The 17042-nt window shown below is 68.0% G+C and carries 15 protein-coding genes and 1 pseudogene; 12 read left to right on the forward strand and 4 right to left on the reverse strand.

Annotated features, from left to right (window positions below; all coding sequences use genetic code 11):
• Window positions 1-17: 17 nt before the first annotated feature.
• From lptM to polA, 3 genes are read left to right on the forward strand one after another with little or no spacing between them, the layout of a single operon-like run.
• On the forward strand, window positions 18-215 hold the full coding sequence (lptM, locus tag U743_RS19190) for an LPS translocon maturation chaperone LptM (protein WP_232226821.1): 198 nt from the start codon (window positions 18-20) through the stop codon (window positions 213-215).
• Window positions 205-1479 carry a diaminopimelate decarboxylase gene (lysA, locus tag U743_RS17220; protein ID WP_043770185.1) on the forward strand — a complete coding sequence of 425 codons (1275 nt, stop codon included), beginning with the start codon at window positions 205-207 and terminating at the stop codon, window positions 1477-1479. Before lptM ends, lysA begins: the two co-directional genes overlap by 11 nt.
• The gene (gene polA, locus U743_RS17225; protein ID WP_043770188.1) at window positions 1472-4195 is read left to right on the forward strand and encodes a DNA polymerase I; all 2724 of its coding nucleotides are present in this window, start codon (window positions 1472-1474) and stop codon (window positions 4193-4195) included. Before lysA ends, polA begins: the two co-directional genes overlap by 8 nt.
• A gap of 252 nt (window positions 4196-4447) precedes the next feature.
• Here the strand turns inward: polA and yihA are convergent, their stop codons facing one another.
• The gene (gene yihA, locus U743_RS17230; protein WP_043770190.1) at window positions 4448-5047 is read right to left on the reverse strand and encodes a ribosome biogenesis GTP-binding protein YihA/YsxC; all 600 of its coding nucleotides are present in this window, start codon (window positions 5045-5047) and stop codon (window positions 4448-4450) included.
• Between the two features lie 98 nt (window positions 5048-5145).
• Here yihA and U743_RS17235 point away from each other — a divergent pair, with 98 nt between their 5' ends.
• On the forward strand, window positions 5146-5772 hold the full coding sequence (locus U743_RS17235; protein WP_043770193.1) for a c-type cytochrome: 627 nt from the start codon (window positions 5146-5148) through the stop codon (window positions 5770-5772).
• Window positions 5773-5801: 29 nt separating this feature from the next.
• Window positions 5802-6440, forward strand: coding sequence for a thiol:disulfide interchange protein DsbA/DsbL (locus U743_RS17240; protein WP_052368342.1), 639 nt, complete (start codon window positions 5802-5804; stop codon window positions 6438-6440).
• A 3-nt stretch (window positions 6441-6443) separates the two neighbouring features.
• On the opposite strand, the gene U743_RS17245 is transcribed toward U743_RS17240, so the two are convergent.
• From U743_RS17245 to U743_RS17255, 3 genes are all read right to left on the reverse strand, one after another.
• Window positions 6444-7751, reverse strand: a complete 1308-nt coding sequence (locus tag U743_RS17245; protein ID WP_156966495.1) for a L,D-transpeptidase family protein — start codon at window positions 7749-7751, stop codon at window positions 6444-6446.
• A 32-nt stretch (window positions 7752-7783) separates the two neighbouring features.
• Window positions 7784-8782, reverse strand: coding sequence for a YybH family protein (locus U743_RS17250; protein WP_043770196.1), 999 nt, complete (start codon window positions 8780-8782; stop codon window positions 7784-7786).
• Window positions 8783-8877: 95 nt separating this feature from the next.
• Entirely contained in the window at window positions 8878-9798 is a 921-nt protein-coding gene (locus U743_RS17255) for a lysophospholipid acyltransferase family protein (protein WP_043770198.1), read from the reverse strand.
• A 108-nt stretch (window positions 9799-9906) separates the two neighbouring features.
• On the opposite strand from U743_RS17255, the gene U743_RS17260 reads away from it, so the two are divergent.
• The 7 genes and pseudogenes from U743_RS17260 to U743_RS17290 all read left to right on the forward strand — a co-directional run.
• Entirely contained in the window at window positions 9907-10653 is a 747-nt protein-coding gene (locus tag U743_RS17260) for a 3-deoxy-D-manno-octulosonic acid kinase (protein WP_052368344.1), read from the forward strand.
• Window positions 10653-11945, forward strand: a complete 1293-nt coding sequence (gene waaA / locus U743_RS17265) for a lipid IV(A) 3-deoxy-D-manno-octulosonic acid transferase (protein WP_043770201.1) — start codon at window positions 10653-10655, stop codon at window positions 11943-11945. The genes U743_RS17260 and waaA overlap by 1 nt, the downstream gene beginning before the upstream one ends.
• Before the next feature lie 9 nt (window positions 11946-11954).
• Window positions 11955-12953, forward strand: coding sequence for a ligase-associated DNA damage response exonuclease (locus U743_RS17270; RefSeq protein WP_043770204.1), 999 nt, complete (start codon window positions 11955-11957; stop codon window positions 12951-12953).
• A complete protein-coding gene (locus U743_RS17275) occupies window positions 12950-14530 on the forward strand; it encodes an ATP-dependent DNA ligase (protein WP_043770206.1) in 1581 nt (526 codons plus the stop codon). The genes U743_RS17270 and U743_RS17275 overlap by 4 nt, the downstream gene beginning before the upstream one ends.
• Window positions 14531-14815: 285 nt before the next feature.
• Complete coding sequence (locus U743_RS17280; RefSeq protein WP_043770209.1) at window positions 14816-15235, forward strand: VOC family protein; 420 nt, start codon at window positions 14816-14818, stop codon at window positions 15233-15235.
• A 112-nt stretch (window positions 15236-15347) separates the two neighbouring features.
• On the forward strand, window positions 15348-16616 hold the full coding sequence (locus tag U743_RS17285) for an EAL domain-containing response regulator (protein ID WP_084191645.1): 1269 nt from the start codon (window positions 15348-15350) through the stop codon (window positions 16614-16616).
• Between the two features lie 95 nt (window positions 16617-16711).
• A pseudogene (locus tag U743_RS17290) lies at window positions 16712-17032 on the forward strand (GNAT family N-acetyltransferase); the annotation flags it as partial.
• Window positions 17033-17042 lie beyond the last annotated feature (10 nt).

Genomic DNA, 17042 nt, shown 5'->3' on the forward strand with positions numbered 1-17042 from the left:
CGGCAAGCGCGCTAGACTTGCGGATTGACCCGATCCGGCTGGAGACCCGCCGCCGTATGGCTCGCGCGCTGATTCCCCTGCTCCTGCTCCTGCTCCTGCTCGCTGGCTGTGGCCAGTCCGGCGATCTCTATCTGCCCGAGAAGGCCGACGATGCGTCGAACGGGCAGGCCGAGGCATCCGACAACGACGAGGCCGAGCGCGGCGATGACGACTGACGATCCCTTCCACTGGCGCGCCGGCGTGTTGTATGCCGAGGACGTTTCCTGCGAGCAACTCGCCCAGCGCTTCGGCACGCCGCTCTACGTCTATTCGCGCGCCGCGCTGGAGTCGGCCTATCGCGCCTTCGATGAGGCCTTTGCCGAGCTGCCGCACCGCGTCTGCTTCGCGGTCAAGGCCAACAGCAATCTTGCCGTTCTGCAGACGCTGGCGCGCGCCGGAAGCGGCTTCGACATCGTCTCCGGCGGCGAGCTGGCGCGCGTGCTGGCCGCGGGCGGCGACCCGGCGGGCATCGTCTTCTCCGGCGTCGGCAAGGCGCGCGAGGAAATGGCCGCAGCCCTGGATGCCGGCATTGGCTGCTTCAACATCGAGTCGGTGGCCGAGCTCGATCTGCTCGACCGCACCGCCCGCGACAAGGGCATGTCCGCGCCGGTGGCGCTGCGCGTGAACCCGGACGTGGACCCGAAGACGCATCCCTACATCGCCACCGGCCTGGCGCAGAGCAAGTTCGGCATTGCCATCGCCGACGCCCCGGCCCTCTACGCCGAGGCCATGCAGCGCCCCGGCTTGCAGGTGGTGGGGCTGGCCTGCCACATCGGCTCGCAGCTGCTCGATCTCGACCCCTTCGAGGATGCCCTCGACCGGCTGCTGGAGCTGGCCGGGCAGCTGCAGGCGCAGGGCGTGCCGCTGGCGCATCTCGACATCGGCGGCGGTCTCGGCGTGCGCTACGGCGACGAGCTGCCGCCCTCGCCGGCGGCCTATGCCGCAAGGCTGAAGCCGAAGCTGGCCGCGACCGGGCTGGCGGTGCATCTGGAGCCGGGCCGCGCCATTGCCGCCAACGCCGGCCTGCTGCTGACGCGGGTGCACTACCTGAAGGCGAGCAGCGCGCGCAACTTCGCCATCGTCGACGCGGCGATGAATGATCTGCTGCGCCCGGCGCTCTACGACGCCTGGCAGGAGATCGTCGCCGTGCATCCGCACAATGGTGAGGACGAGCAGCTGCTCTACGACATCGTCGGCCCGGTCTGCGAAAGCGGCGACTTCCTCGGCAAGCAGCGGCCGCTGGCGCTGCGCGCGGACGATCTGCTGGCCGTGCGCGGCGCCGGCGCCTACGGCTTCGTCATGGCCTCGAACTACAACACGCGCCCGCGGCCGGCGGAAGTCCTGGTCGACGGCGGCAACGAGCATCTGGCGCGCGCCCGCGAAACTCTCGAAGACCTGATGCGCGGCGAGCAGTTGCTGCCGGAGGCCGGCAATGGCTGAAGCCCGGGAAGCAGGCCCGCTGATCCTGATCGACGGCTCCAGCTGGCTGTATCGCGCCTTCCACGCGCTGCCGGCGCTGACGGCACCGGACGGCAGCCCCACCGGCGCCATCTACGGCATGGCGAACATGCTCAAGAAGCTCTTCGCCGACTACGACTGCTCGCGCATCGCCGTGATCTTCGACCCGCGCGGGCCGACCTTCCGCAACGATCTCTACGCCGACTACAAGGCCAACCGCCCGCCGGTCCCCGAGGAGCTGGGATCGCAGTTCGGGCCGATGAAGGAGCTGATTGCCGCACTCGGCGTGCCGCTTTTGCAGGTCGACGGCTATGAGGCTGACGACGTCATCGCCACGCTGTCGCGCGCCGCCAGCGCCGACGGCCAGCAGGTGCTCATCGTCAGCGGCGACAAGGATCTCGCCCAGCTGGTCGACGAGCGTGTGCAGCTGCTCGACACCATGAAGCAGACCACCCTCGACCCCGAGGCCGTGAAGACGAAGTACGGCGTGTCGCCGGAACGCATCGTCGACTGGCTGGCGTTGATGGGTGATACCTCCGACAACATCCCCGGCATTCCCGGCGTCGGCCCCAAGACTGCCGCCAAGTGGCTCGACGAGCACGGCAGCCTGGACGCGCTGCTGGAGGCGGCCGACTCGATCAAGGGCAAGGCCGGCGAGCGCCTGCGCGAGCACGCCGAGCAGCTGCCGATGTCGCGCGAGCTGGCCACGGTGCGCGACGATGTCGACCTCGACCGCAGCTGGCGCGAGCTGCAGCGCAGCGCCCCCGACAACGACACCCTGCTGGCGCTCTACCGCCAGCTCGGCTTCCGCCGCTGGGTGGAAGCGCTGGAGGCCGAGGCCGGCGGCAGCGCCGAAGCCGGCAGCGCCGACGCCGAGCCGCCGGCCGCCCCCATCACCGTCACCACGGTTCGCGATGACGCCGCGCTCAAGGAACTGGTTGCCGCGCTGGTTGCCGCCGAACTGATCTGCCTGGATACCGAGACCGACAGTCTGGATGCGGTCAGCGCCGGCCTGGTCGGCATGTCCTTCGCCGTCGCGCCGGGCGCGGCCTGGTACCTGCCGCTGGCGCATCGCGGCATGGATACGCCCGAGCAGCTCGACGCCGATGTTGTGCGCAAGGCGCTGGCGCCAATACTGGAGGACGCCAAACGGCCCAAGGTCGGCCAGAATCTGAAATTCGACATCAACGTTCTGGCCGGCGCCGGCTATCGGCTGGCGGGCGTGGTGCACGACACCATGCTGCAGTCCTACGTGCTCGACCCGACCTCGCGCCACGACATGGACGCGCTGGCCGAGGCCGAGCTGGGGCACAAGACCATCCCCTACAGCGCCATCACCGGCACCGGCAAGAAGCAGATCGGCTTCGAGGAAGTCGCCATCGAGCAGGCCGCCGAGTACGCCGGCGAGGACGCCGAGGTGACGCTGCGCCTGCATCAGTCGATGTGGCCGCGGTTGTCCGCCGACGCCACCCTGAAGCGCGTCTACGAGGCCATCGACATGCCGCTGGTGCCGGTGCTGGCCGAGATGGAGGCTGCCGGCGTGCGCGTCGACGGCGACGTACTGGCGCGTGTCTCCAAGGAGCTGGGCGGTCGCATGGAGACGCTGCAGGCCGAATGCTGGGAGCTGGCCGGCGAGCAGTTCAACCTGGCCTCCTCGCAGCAGCTGCAGCGCGTGCTCTTCGACAAGCTGGAGCTGCCGGTCTCCGTGCGTACGCCCAAGGGCGCGCCCTCCACTAACGAGGAGGCGCTGGAGGCACTGGCCGATCGCCACGAGCTGCCGGCGCGCATCCTGGAGTGGCGCAGCCTCTCCAAGCTGCGCGGCACCTACGCCGACGCGCTGCCGAAGAAGATCAACCCCGCCACCGGGCGCATCCACACGCACTACCACCAGGCCGGCACCACCACGGGGCGTCTGTCCTCATCCGAGCCGAATCTACAGAACATCCCCATCCGCAGCGAGGAAGGCCGGCGCATCCGCGACGCCTTCGTCGCGGAAGAGGGGCAGACGCTGATGGCGGTGGATTACTCCCAGATCGAGCTGCGCCTGATGGCGCATTTCTCCGAAGATGAGCGCCTGATTGCGGCTTTTCGCGACGGCCAGGATATTCATCGCGCCACGGCGGCCGAAGTTTTCGACAGCCCCATCGATGAAGTGAGCGGCGAGCAGCGGCGCGCGGCCAAGGCCATCAATTTCGGGCTGATCTACGGGATTTCCGCCTTCGGCCTGGCGCGCAACCTCGGCATCGGCCGCGATGAAGCGGCGCAGACCATCGAGCGCTTCTTCCATCGCTATCCCGGCGTCAAGGCCTATATGGATGGCCAGCGCGAGAAAGGGCGAGAGCAGGGCTTTGTGGAGACTCTGTGGGGGCGGCGATTACAGCTGCCGCAGATCCGTTCGCGTAACGCCAACCAGCGGCAGTACGCCGAACGCACGGCCATCAATGCGCCGCTGCAGGGCACGGCCGCCGATCTCATCAAGCTGGCGATGATCGATCTGCATGCCTGGCTGAGCGACAAGCACCCCGAGGTGCGCATGATCATGCAGGTGCACGACGAACTGGTCTTCGAGGGGCCGGAAAAGGCCCTGCGCGCGGCCGCCGACGACGTGGCGGCGCGCATGTGCGGGGTGACCGAACTCGCCGTGCCGCTGTTGGCGGAGCCGGGCTTCGGCCGCAGCTGGAACGAGGCGCATGCCTGAGAAAATTTTTCGCAAATACAGTGGATTGCGATAAAGCAGGCGGCTGGAGGCCCTTGGCGGCGAAATTTTTCCAGTCAGCCGGGAACCCGCGCCCGCACCCTCTGTCTGATCTGGTGAGCGTTATCCCCTTGACGCTCCTCTGTCTCCACTCCCTGGACAGAGTTCCGGCATTCCCCCCTGAAGCCGGAGATGCTGCCGGGCGATTTCCCCCGAGTCGCCCGGCACTTTTTTGGGCGCCCTGATAGTTTTTGACTATAGCCCCGGTTCTCCCTTCAACCAGGCTCCCAGCTTGGTCTGCGCCTGCTCGCAGCCGCTGCCGTCGGCGGCCGAGAAGGTTTGACAGGTGGCGCGCTCGCCCAGCGCCTTCTGCACCTGCTGGCGGACGTTGGCGGCGCGGCCGCGCGAGAATTTGTCGGCCTTGGTCAGCAGCACGTGCACGCGCCGTCCGGATGACTCCGCCCAGGTCAGCATCTGCTCGTCGTGCGGTGTCAGCGGGTGGCGGATGTCCATGATCAGCGCGATGCCCACCAGCTGGTCGCGGCTCGCGATGTAGCCGCCCACCATCACGTTCCATTCCCGGCGGATCTTCTCTGGAACATTGGCGTAGCCGTAGCCGGGCAGGTCCACCAGATGGCCGCCGGGCAGACTGAAGATATTGAGCAGCTGCGTGCGACCGGGCGTCTTCGACGTGCGCGCGAGCTTACGGCGCTGGCAGATCTTGTTCAGCGCGCTGGACTTGCCGGCGTTGGAGCGGCCGGCGAAGGCGATCTCCGGAAGCGACTCGGTGGGCAGCTGCTCGTGGCGCGCGCAGGAGCGCAGGAACTCGGCTTTGGGGAAGGGGTTGTCGCTCACGGGAGGGCCGCATCGGGTATATTTGCGCGCGGCAAACCTTAAACCTTTCCGCCGTCGGCCGTACGAAAAGCCGGCGCGTGACACTCCACGGAGCAGCAATGAAGCGCATCCTCCTTGCCGCCTGGCTGTTAGCCAGCGGCTCCGCATTGGCCGCAGAGAATCCGCTGGTCGGAGGCGACGCCGAGGCCGGTCAGCAGAAAGCGGCGGTCTGCGCCGCCTGCCACGGTCCGAACGGCAACAGCAACAATCCGGAGTGGCCGGTACTCGCCGGGCAGCATGCACGCTACACCGTCGACCAGCTCAAGGCCTACAAGAGTGGCGCGCGCAAGAACGCGGTCATGCAGGGCCAGGCCGCAGGCCTGTCCGAGCAGGACATGCAGGATCTCGCCGCCTATTTCGCCGAGCAGGAGCCGAAGCCGCGCACCGCCCGCGAAGAGGCGGTGGCGATCGCTCAGCCGCTGTGGCGCGCCGGTGACGCCGAGCGCGATCTGCCCGCCTGCGCGGCCTGTCACGGTCCCGCCGGTATCGGTAATGCGGGGGCGGCTTATCCACGCATCGCCAATCAGCATCCGCAGTACACCGCCACCCAGCTGCGCGCTTACCGCGCCGGTGAACGTGGACAGGGCACCTCGGGTCAGATGATGCAGCGCGTGGCTACCGAGCTGACGGACGAGGAAATCGAGGCACTCGCCTCCTACGCTGCCGGCCTGCAGCCGCGCCACTGAACTTCACCGTACGAAAGGAGCACAGCCGCATGCTGAGAACGATCGCGACCCGACTTCTGACCGCCGCGGCCATCCTGCTGCCTGTGGCCTGTAGCGCCCAGCCCGAGACTTACGTCGAGGGCGAGCACTACAAGGAAGTGCGCAATGTCGAGCAGAGCGAAGGGGCTGACATCCGCGTCACCGAGGTTTTCTGGTACGGCTGCCCGCATTGCTTCAGATTCGAGCCGCACGTACGCGAATGGAAGGCGGATCTGCCCGAAGACGTCGTATTCGAGCGCCTTCCTACCGCCCTCGGGCGTGCGGCGGGTCGTCTGCAGGTGAAAGCCTTCTACGCCGCCAGTGTTCTCGACGTGCAGGAAGAGGTGCACAGCGCCATCTTCGATGCCGTCCATAACAAGCGGCGCCAGCTGGCGAGCGAGGAAGCCCTCGCCGGCATTTTCGAGTCAGCCGGCGTGTCGCGCGAGGAGTTCGAGAAGGCCTTCAACGGTTTCACTGTGGAAAGCCGGACGCGTCAATCCGAGAAGCGCGTCAGCGACTTCGGCATCTCCTCGGTGCCCACCGTCATCGTCGACGGGCGCTGGCAGGTCGGGGCTGGCAGTGCCGGTAGCTTCGAGGAGATGATCGCCATCGTCGACTTTCTGGTCGCCAAGGCGCGCAGCGCGCGTTAGGCGCTAGTCTCCGCGCGCTGCCATCTCGGCGGTACGCAGCGCTTCGGGCGGCATTGGTCGCTCGTCGTGTTCGAAAACGCGTTCGATGCGCCAACTGCCATCGGCCTGCCGCCGCCAGAACTGACGCTTGCGTGATATCGAGGCGTAATTGTCGCTGGCGTAGCGCTGCTCGAAGCTGACCAGGCGCAGGCCCTCTTCGCCCGGATAGTCGTAGATCGCCAGCCCGCGCAGCTCCACGGAGACCCAGCGCTTGGCGGCATTGACCGCGCGCTTGTGCGCGGCGAAGTCGGCGAAGTCCCGGCCAGCGTCGTCCTCGAAGTTCTCGGCGTAGAACGACAGGTAGGCGTCGGTGTCGCGGTGCTCCCAGGCGCGGCGCCACGCTTCCAGCTCGGCCTCGAAGTTCTCGCGCCGCTCGCGCAGTTGCTCTGGCGTCTGCCAGCGCAGCCGGTCGGCCAGGATCACCGGCGTATGCCCGAGCGAGACGATTTCGCCGAGAGCGCTCAGATCGGCGTTGGCCAGCGTCACGCAGCCCTCCGATGAGCGCGGCAAGCGCGCGTAAGAGTCGCCGGGCACGCCGTGCAGCCAGATGCCGTAGCCGGTGCGGCCATGGGCGCGGTCCCAGTCGTTGGGGTAATCCACCGGAAAGGCGCCGCTGCCGTAGAGTTCCGGTAGCGTCCCGCCGTCCAGCCAGCGCAGGATGCGATAGACGCCCAGCGGCGTACGGTTATCGCCCTCACGTTCCTTGCCGAAACCGGCGCTGCCCATGGCCGCATAGTGATCGCGCGTCACGCGCAGGCTGTCGTCGCCACGCGAGATGACATAGAGGCGCGCCGCGGAGAGGTCGACGGCGATGGCATGCGCGACGTTCTCGGGTAGCCGCAGCAGGGCGGAGGGAAGATTCCCGGCTTCGTGCGCGTCAGGGGCGATGCGCAGCCGTGCCTCCTCGGCGAGCTGCGCATGCCTGTCACCCATCTCACCGGTGAGGGCGGGGCGGACGCCGCCGCGCGCGGCGAGAATCTCGGCGCGAAGGAAGTGCGCAGCGCGGAAGTCCGGCTGTTTCTGCAGGAGCTGATCCAGCGCCCCCAGCGCGGCACGCCAGTCGCCGTGTCGCCACTCGCGTGCGGCTGCGCGCAGCATGGTGTCGGGGTCCTGCCTGTCGGCCGGACGCGAGAGGAGTGGCGTGGACACTGCCTGCCCGACATCCAGGTCGGGCAGCAGCAGGCGCGACAGAGACTGCTCGGCATCGCTGACAGCGAGGCCGGGGGGAGTCAGAGCCAGCAGGAGCAAGCCGAGGAAGCTTTGCCGGCGCACTGCCGGGCTGCGCAATGGGGCGAAGCTCCGGTTCAGCGGGTGGTCTCCCGCAGGATCAGCCAACGATTACCGGCGCGGCGCAGGTCGAGCACCTTGTTGGTGACGTCGCTGTAGCTGTCCGACTCGTATTCCTGCTCGAAGGTGACGCGCGCACGCTCGTCGTTGACGATCTCGATGTCGGGGTTGCGCACGCGCACGCGAATGCTGTCGGGGCTGCCGACGCGATCGCGGCGCTGGGCCTCCCAGGCTTCGCGGCTGAGACCGCCTGCAGGCTGGAAGTCCGGTGCGTAGGCGGCGAGATAGGCGTCGAGGTTCTGGTCCTGCCAGGCCTGCGCCCAGTCATAGACCGCCGCCGAGATGCGCTCGCGCGTGGCGCGCTCGCTGCCCGAGGTGGGGGCGGCCGGCGCCTGTGCCGGCGGTGCCATGGTCGCGTCGGTTTCTGCCGCGGTCGTCGTCGTCTCCGCCGCACGCTCCTGCGTTGGCTGTCCATCCGTTGAGGACGGCGCTACGCTGGCGGTCACCGCGCCGGTGCCGCTCAGCTGTTCGAGAACGCGCAGCTTCTGGCGGGCGCTGCCCCTGTCGCCATCGTCGAGCGACAGCGCGCGGCCGTAAGAGGCAGAGGCCAGCGCGGCGTAGATGTCGCCGAGGTTCTCGTGCGCGGTGGCGTAGCTCGGGTGCGTGGCCAGTGCCGATTCCAGCGCCTTGCGGGCCTTCTCGTAGTCGCCCTGCTGGGCATAGATGACGGCCAGATTGTTGTAGGGCTCGGGCAGCTGCGGGTAATCGCTGCTCAGCTTCTTGAAGTTCTCGATGGCCTCTTCGCGGCGGCCGGTGCGCGACAGCGCCAGCCCGCGCAGGAAGCGCGCCTCGGCGTCCTGTGGGCTGCCGGCGAGCTGCTCGTCCAGCACGCGCAGAGCCTGCCCGGCGCGGCCTTCGGCGAGCAACTTGCGCGCCTGCTCGGTGTCGGCCTGCGCGGGCAGGGTGACCGCCGCCGCGAGCAGCGCGGCGGCAAAGGGAAGAAGCTTGAAGACCATGGCGGTGCCGGGGCTCGAGGGAATTGGGATCAAAGCGCTCCAATACTACCCAACCGCGACCGGCTCGCGCAGCCGGTCGGCAACGACCCCGGCTTTCAACGCCGCTCAGGGTAGACCGGCGGGGCTCCGAGCGGCTGGAGTTTGAAGCGGCGGTGGATCCAGAAATAGTCCGGCACGGCCTCGCGGACCGCTGCCTCGATGGCGGCGTTCACTCTGCGCGCGTCGGCCTCTTCATCGCCGCTCGGGAAATTCTCCCAGGCGGGGAGCACGCGCACCACCAGTTCGCCGTTCTCGCGGTGTGGAAAGAAGGGCACCACGCTTGCCCGGCCAAAGCCCGCCAGCTTGGCGGTAGCGGTGAGAGTGGGCGTGGGCACACCGAAGAAGTCCACGAAGACGCTGTCGCGGGGTAGCGTCTGATCCGGGCCATACCAAATAGCGCCGCCGTCGCGCAGCGCGCGCAGAAGTGGGCGTAGGCGCTCGCGCGGTAGCGGCTCCGCGCCCGAGCGTTTTCGGCGCAGGCGACACATGATGTGGTCGATGACCGGATTGCCGTGCGAGCGATACATGGCGTGGAAGACCACGCCAGCATCACAGAGTGCACGCGCTGCCAGTTCGAGCGTGGTGAAGTGACCGGTCAGCAGGATGACGCCGCCCTTCGCCTGGGCTTCATGCAGATGCTCGATGCCTTCGACGCGCAGCCGCGACGCGAGCACCTTCGGCGGCTTCCACCAGGCTGCGAGCGTTTCCAGCATGCCGCGGCCGAGGGAAACGAAATGCGCGTGAACCAGCGCTTCGATGGCCTCGGAGGATTTGTCCGGAAAGCAGCGCCGCAGATTGATGCGCGTGACGCGCCGTCGCGCCGGAAGCAGCCAATAGGTCAGCCTGCCGATGCCGCTGCCCAGCGCGCTCAGCAGCCCCATCGGCAACAGTGCGATGACACGGAGCAGGCCCACGAGCAGCCAGACAGGCCAGTGTCGCGGGTGGGCGAGATGGGTTTCAGTTCGCTTCTTGGCCATGGAGGGCTTTCGCGGCGCGTGCGAAAGTCGTACAGAAGGGTGGCGCCTGCAGCGGCTAGACTGCGCAGTGTATCTATCGTCCTAAGAGTCCGGGAGGCACGGCGCCCGATGCCGGCAGCAGCCAGTGAAGAAAGCGGGGCGCTCGTGGAGCAGGACGGGTTGGCGATGCTCTGTGATCGCCGCCTGATCGATGCGCCCGGCGCCTGGCTCTTCGACGCGCAGGGCTGGCGCGCCCGCGGCGCCGAAGCGCATGCCGGCGGGCGCGATAGCGTGCTCTACATCGACGACGCCGAACGCCACTGGGTGCTGCGCTTCTACCGGCGTGGCGGGCTGCCCGGAAAGCTTGTCGAGCAGCGCTATGTTTGGCCCGGTCTCTGGCGCACGCGCCCCTTTCGCGAATACCGCCTGCTCGAGCGGCTGAGTGAGGAGGGCTTCCCGGTGCCGGCGCCGGTGGCTGCCGGCGTATGGCGCGAGGGCGCGGCCTATCGAGGTGCCCTGCTCATGCAGCGCATCACCGGCGTGACGACGCTGGGCGAGCGGCTGCGCGCCGAGGCACTGGACGCGAGCGCATGGCAGAGGATCGGCGCGCTGATCGGACGGCTGCACGCCCGCGCCGTGCACCACGCCGACATCAACGTCGCCAATGTGCTGCTCGATGCCGACGATGACCCCTGGCTGGTCGACTTTGACCGCGGGCGCGAAGAGGCGCCGGAATGGCTGCTCGGCTTGGGGTTGGCGCGCTTCCGGCGCTCGCTGCGCCGTGCGGTGAACGCCAGCGCGATGTGCCACTACGACGACGTCGCGGACTGGCAGCAGCTGCTGCAGGCTTATCGCGTGGCGCGGAACAACGGCTGATGCTGCGATTGGCTTATCAGCTGCTGCTCTGGATCTCCGTAGTGCCGGCGCTGGTCTTCCTCGCGTTGCGCGCGCGCCGCCAGGGTGACGCGCCTGGGCGCTGGGCCGAGCGGCTCGGCTGGATTCCCCGGCCGAAGGCGCCGGTATCGGTCTGGTTGCATGCCGCTTCGCTGGGCGAGGTCGTGGCTGCGAAGCCGCTGATCGATGCCCTGGTCGAGCGCCACGGTACGGAAGGGATCTGGATCACGACCATGACCACCAGCGGCTCGCAGGCCGTGCGCCGCATGTGGGGAGATGCCATCGGGCACAGTTATCTGCCCTTCGATCTGGAGCGCCCGCTAGGCCGCTTCCTGAGGCGCGTTCAGCCGCAGCGCTGCATCGTCCTGGAAACCGAAATCTGGCCGAACTGCTACGACCTGCTCGCGCGCTATCGCATCCCGCTGCTGATCGCCAACGCGCGCCTGTCGCCGCGCTCGGCCACCGGATACCGGCGCGTGCGCGGCGCCATCGCGCGCGTGCTGGCAAAGGTCACCATCGTCGCCGCCCAGTCCGAGGCCGACGCCGAGCGCTTCCGTGCTCTGGGTGCGCCGAGGGTGGTGACTGCCGGCAATATCAAATTCGATCTCTCCGCCCCCGAGGCGCAGATCGAGCAAGGGTGGCGATGGCGCCAGGCCTGCGGCGAGCGCCCCGTCTGGGTCGCCGCCAGCACGCACGACGGCGAGGAGGCCGCCGTGCTGGCGGCGCACCGCGACCTGCTGCGCTGGTATCCGGAAGCCCTGCTGGTGCTCGTGCCTCGCCACCCGCAGCGCTTCGAGACGGTGGCGCGCAGCCTGGGCCGCGACGGCTGGTCCTTCGCGCGGCGGAGCGCGCACGGCGAGAGCGTGGAAGTCCACTGCGAGCAGCCCATCCTGCTGGGCGACAGCACCGGCGATATGTTTGCCTACTTGGCGATGGCCGATACCGCCTTCGTCGGCGGCAGCCTTGTCGAGATCGGCGGCCACAACATCCTGGAGCCTGCAGCCATCGGTTTGCCGGTGCTTTTCGGCCCGCACATGTTTCATTTCGTCGATGCCCGACGTCTGCTGCTCGACGCCGGTGGCGCGCAGGAGGTCGCCAGCGCGCAGGACCTCGCCGTGGCCGTGGCCGCCTTTTTCGCACGGCCGGCGCGCCGCCACGAAGTCGGGCAGGCGGCGGCCAATGCCGTGGCAGCCAACCGCGGCGCCGTCGCCCGGCATCTCGAATTGTTGGATGAATTGCGGGCAGCGTGGCCGCCGGAGCCGGGCGGAAGCTAGCCTGCGGGCATGACCGATCTCATCGTGCGCGCGGCCGAGGGGCTCTACTGCCCGGCCGGCGACTTCCATATCGACCCCTGGCGCCCGGTGCCACGCGCGGTCATCACCCATGCCCACGCCGACCACGCGCGCGCCGGTCATGGCGCGATCTGGGCGGCCGAGGAGGGTCTGGGTGTCCTGCGCCGGCGGCTGGGCGCCGAGGCACCCATTCGGCCGCTGGCCTACGGCGAAACGCTTGATCTGGGTCGGGTGCGCGTCAGCCTGCATCCGGCCGGTCATATCCTGGGCTCCGCCCAGGTGCGCGTGGAAGCCGCCGAGGGGGTCTGGGTGGCCTCGGGCGACTACAAGCGGGATGCCGACCCCACCTGCACGCCCTTCGAGGTCGTGCCCTGCGATACCTTCATCAGCGAGGCCACCTTCGCGCTGCCGATCTACCGCTGGCCGGAACCGCAGGTCGTCTTCGCTGAGATCTTTGCATGGTGGCAACAGGCGGCCGCCGAGCAGCGCCCCGCCGTGCTCTTCAGCTACGCCCTGGGCAAGGCGCAGCGGGTGCTCAACGGGCTGCTCGCACACACGCGGGACACGGTCTATCTGCACGGCGCGATGTCGCCGCTGGTGGCCGACTATCGTGCCGCCGGCGTGGCGATGGTGCCGACAATGCCCGTGTCCGAAGCGCCGGGCGACATGGACTGGCGCGGCCGCTTGCTGCTGGCGCCCCCGAGCGCAGCCGGCGGCGCGTGGATGAAGCGCTTCCGCGGTGCGGCCACTGGCTTCGTATCGGGCTGGATGCGGCTGCGCGGCAACCGCCGCCGACGCGGCTACGACCGCGGCTTCGTGCTCTCCGACCACGCCGACTGGCCGGCGCTGGTGAATACCATCACGGCCACCGGCGCGCGTCGCGTACTGGTGACCCACGGCCGCAGCGACACCCTGGTGCGCCATCTGCGCGAGCGCGGCCTGCGCGCCGAGGCACTTGGCACCGAGTTCGAGGGCGAGGCCGATACATGAAGCGCTTCGCCGCGCTGTATGAGCAGCTCGACGGCACCCGCGCCACCAGCCGCAAGCTGACGTTGATGCGCGACTGCTTCAAGGATGCCGCGGACGCTGACGCTGCCTGGATGCTCTACTTCCTGAGCGGCCGGCGCCTCAAGCGCGTGGTGGCACCAGCACGGCTGCGCGCGGCAGCCGCTCAGGTTGCCGGCATTCCGGACTGGATGCTGGAAGCCAGTCACGCCCACGTCGGCGATCTCGCCGAGACCATAGCCCTGCTCACCGACGACGGCCGCGCACCGGACCCGCAGCTTGCCGAACGCGGATTGGCGGAATGGGTGGACGCGCTGCGTGAGGCCGAGGAAGCGGAGCGCATCGAAAGCCTCGGGCAGTGGTGGCACGGCCTGCCGGTACGCGAGGCCTTCCTGCTCAACAAGCTGCGCACCGGCGCGTTGCGCGTGGGCGTGTCGCGCGGGCTCGCCACGCGCGCGCTGGCTGAGGCGCTGGAACAGGACGAGAATCTGGTCGCCCAGCGCCTGATGGGCGACTGGCAGCCCGACGCCGGTCTCATGCAGCGCCTGCGCGCGCCGCCGGCGGCCGGCACGGTGGCCTCCGCGCCCTATCCCTTCTGCCTGGCGGCGCCCTTCGAGGACGCGCCGGCTGATCTCGGGCCGGCGACGGACTATCTGGTTGAATGGAAGTGGGACGGCATCCGCGCCCAGCTGATTCGGCGCGAGGGTCAGGTCTTCCTCTGGTCGCGCGGCGAGGAACTGCTCGCCGGCCGCTTTCCCGAAGTCGAGGCCGCCGCGATGGAATCGCTGCCCGACGGCACCGTGCTCGACGGCGAGCTACTGGCCTGGAATGACGGCGTGCTGCCTTTTACCCAGCTGCAGCGGCGCATCAACAAGCTGAAGCCCGGCCCCAAGCTGCTGCGCGAGGCACCGGTGGTCTTCCAGGCCTACGATCTGCTGGAAGCCGAGGGCCACGACATCCGCGAGGAACGCCAGCGCGCGCGCCGCGAGCAGCTGGAGGCCGTGACCACGCAGGCCGGCAGCCCGCAGCTACGCCTGTCGCCGCAGGTCGACGGCGATTGGGAGGCGCTGGCGAAGCTGCGCGGCGAGGCTCGCTCGCGCGGCGTCGAGGGGCTGATGGTCAAGCGCCTGGACGTGCCCTACACGCGCGGCCGCCGGCGCGGCATCTGGTGGAAATGGAAGGTCGCGCCCATGATCGTCGATGCCGTGCTCATCTACGCCCAGGCTGGCCACGGTCGCCGTTCCAATCTCTACACCGACTACACGCTGGCGGTCTGGGAAGGCGAGGCGCTGGTGCCAGTGGCCAAGGCCTACTCGGGTCTGACCGACGAAGAGCTCACCGCCATGGACCGCTGGATTCGCCGCAACACCCGCGAGCGCTTCGGGCCGGTGCGCAGCGTCACTCCCGAGCAGGTCTTCGAGATCGCCTTCGAGAACATCCAGCTCAGCAGCCGCCACAAGGCCGGCCTGGCGCTACGCTTTCCGCGCATCCACCGCTGGCGGCACGACAAGCCGGCCGCGGAGGCCGATACGCTGGACACCCTCAAGCGCCTGCTGCCCTGAGCTTCCGTGTGCCCCGGCTCGGTTCTTTCTGTACGCGCGGGCCGCGTTGTCGCCGATATCGTGTTCGCCGCGACGGTATGGGTGCCGTGCCCGGAATGGTGTACCGGATGCCCCGCCTCGCACTCCTTCTCAAGGCGTAGTGGCACCATTGGCACCTGAGCGCCAAATGCTACCGCCGACCGCATGGGTGGTACTGGGGCTGGCAAGCACCGCGCGTCATCAGGGTATTGCCTGCTGAGCGTCAGCTCATGTCGGCCCCCGACAATCGCCGCGAGGCCAACCCCGATGCCCTGTCCCTTTCATCTCGCCATTCCCGTTGACGATCTCGCCGCGGCCCGCCATTTCTACGGCGTGTTGATGGGTTGCCGCGAGGGGCGCAGCGCCGCCCACTGGATCGACTTCGACTTCTTCGGCCATCAACTGGTCACGCACTTGGCCGATCTCGGTATGAAGCATGGGACGCACAATGCCGTCGACGGCGACGACGTGCCGGTACCGCATTTCGGCATCGTGCTCGACATGGGACAGTGGCGCGATCTGGCCGCTCGACTGCGAGAAGCCGATGTGGATTTCCTGATCGCACCGCGCATCCGTTTCGCGGGCGAGGTCGGCGAGCAAGGCACCCTTTTCGTCCGCGATCCGGCCGGCAACGCGCTTGAGTTCAAGGGCTTTGTCGACGTCGAAGGCCAGTTGTTTCGTCGCTGATCGGTGGTCGATCTTCCCGACGCACCGCTACCGCTGACAAACGGTAGGCCGTGGCTGTCGCGCCCAGGCCAATATGGCTCGGTAATTGGGACAGTCCTGTCAGACGACCGAAATGCTCAGCGACACGCCAGTCACACCCCCAAAAATGGCCGCCACGGCCATGACGGATAAACCCGACGAAGCGCTGCGCATACTGGTCGTCGACGATTCGCTGTCGATCCGTCAGTTCCTTGAAGAGATACTGAAGCGGATCGGTGTTCGCGAGGTCCTCACCGCCGAGGATGGTAATGCGGCCATCCGTCGTCTCGACCAGAGTCAGGAAGCCATCGATCTAGTGTTCTGCAACTTGATGATGCCGGGCATGGACGGTGTGGAGTTGCTGCGAGAAGTCGGACGGCGCTGTCCGGGTGTTGCGGTTCTCACCATTTCCTCTCTTGACGCGCGGTTGCGGCTCTCGGTGTCCGAGATGGCGCGACGCATGGGCATGACCGTGCTCGGCGTACTGGGCAAGCCATTCACCGAGGCCGACATCAGAAAGGCGCTGGCGGGCTTTCACGATGCCCGCCAGAAGGGTGTCAAGCCGTGCAGCGCGCCGATGACCGATGCCGAGATCGACAGCGCGCTCAACAACAAGCAGGTCGTGGTGCACTACCAACCCAAGGTTCGGGTCGACAGCGCCCATGTGGTTGGTGTGGAAGCCCTAGTGCGTTTGCGCGATCCGCAGCGCGGTCTGGTATCACCCGACGCCTTCATCGAGTTGACCGAGGCTGGCGGGCACATCGAGAACCTCACTTATCAGGTGATCGACATCGCACTGCGCGAGACCGGCGTCTGGGCGCGGGAAGGGCTTCGTCTGAATATCGGCATCAATCTTTCCAGCTCGGCCATCCACCGCCTGGACCTCCCCGAACACGTCCAGTCCGTCGCGCATAACCATGGCCTCAGTCCCTCGCAGGTCACCCTGGAAATCACCGAGTCCGAGTTGGCCAATGCCACCGAGCTGCTGGATGTGTGCGCGCGCTTCCGGATGCGCGGTTTCGGCCTGTCTATCGACGATTACGGTACCGGCGAATCCGGGCTGTCCCGCCTGAGTTCCCTGCCTTTCACCGAACTCAAGATCGACAGGCAGTATGTCGACGGTGCCTCCGAGAGCGACGAATTGCGGGCCATCCTGTCGACCTCCATCGACCTGGGAAAGCGTCTGGGCATGACCGTGGTGGCCGAAGGCGTGCAGCAGGTTGCCGACTGGGAGCTCCTTGAATCTCTGGGCTGCGACGTTGCCCAGGGATTCCTGATCAGCCGTCCGCTGCCAGGGGACAAGATCATGAAATGGGCGTTGCGTTGGCAGCGCCTCACGGACGAAGGAACCAACAACGGCTAGCCTAAGGCTCTGCTAACGCGGGCGGTGCCCGCGAAGCCGGGCAGCGTCTAGTGATGCGCCTTGCCTGCGGCATTGCTTGCAGGACAGGGGCTTTCACGGGCGATGGCTGGCTGACCACGCACGATCCGAACGGCGACGTGCTCTATGGGGTCGATGTCTGCGTCGATCCGGAGTACCGGAAGATGCGCCTCGGCCGCCGTCTCTACGACGCGCGCAAGGAGTTCTGCCGACGGCTGAACCTGCGCGCGATCGTCGCCGGCGGACGCATCCCGGGCTATCGCGCGCACGCCGACCGGATGTCGCCCGAGGAATACATCGAGCTGGTACGCCGCAGCGAGATCTACGACCCGATACTCAGCTTCCAGCTCGCCAACGAGTTTCACGTGCGCCGCGTGATTCGGAAATACGTCCCCGATGCGGCCTTGC

Origin of the sequence: Algiphilus aromaticivorans DG1253, assembly GCF_000733765.1 — a bacterium.
Taxonomy (GTDB): domain Bacteria; phylum Pseudomonadota; class Gammaproteobacteria; order Nevskiales; family Nevskiaceae; genus Algiphilus; species Algiphilus aromaticivorans.

Coding starts and splice junctions, on each gene's coding strand:
- U743_RS17240 (WP_052368342.1), top strand. CDS start 5,802: ATGCTGAGAACGATCGCGACCCGACTTCTGACCGCCGCGGCCATCCTG.
- U743_RS17255 (WP_043770198.1), bottom strand. CDS start 9,798: ATGGCCAAGAAGCGAACTGAAACCCATCTCGCCCACCCGCGACACTGG.
- U743_RS17235 (WP_043770193.1), top strand. CDS start 5,146: ATGAAGCGCATCCTCCTTGCCGCCTGGCTGTTAGCCAGCGGCTCCGCA.
- U743_RS17260 (WP_052368344.1), top strand. CDS start 9,907: ATGCCGGCAGCAGCCAGTGAAGAAAGCGGGGCGCTCGTGGAGCAGGAC.
- U743_RS17275 (WP_043770206.1), top strand. CDS start 12,950: ATGAAGCGCTTCGCCGCGCTGTATGAGCAGCTCGACGGCACCCGCGCC.
- U743_RS17285 (WP_084191645.1), top strand. CDS start 15,348: ATGCTCAGCGACACGCCAGTCACACCCCCAAAAATGGCCGCCACGGCC.
- polA (WP_043770188.1), top strand. CDS start 1,472: ATGGCTGAAGCCCGGGAAGCAGGCCCGCTGATCCTGATCGACGGCTCC.
- lysA (WP_043770185.1), top strand. CDS start 205: ATGACGACTGACGATCCCTTCCACTGGCGCGCCGGCGTGTTGTATGCC.
- U743_RS17250 (WP_043770196.1), bottom strand. CDS start 8,782: ATGGTCTTCAAGCTTCTTCCCTTTGCCGCCGCGCTGCTCGCGGCGGCG.
- U743_RS17270 (WP_043770204.1), top strand. CDS start 11,955: ATGACCGATCTCATCGTGCGCGCGGCCGAGGGGCTCTACTGCCCGGCC.
- U743_RS17280 (WP_043770209.1), top strand. CDS start 14,816: ATGCCCTGTCCCTTTCATCTCGCCATTCCCGTTGACGATCTCGCCGCG.
- waaA (WP_043770201.1), top strand. CDS start 10,653: ATGCTGCGATTGGCTTATCAGCTGCTGCTCTGGATCTCCGTAGTGCCG.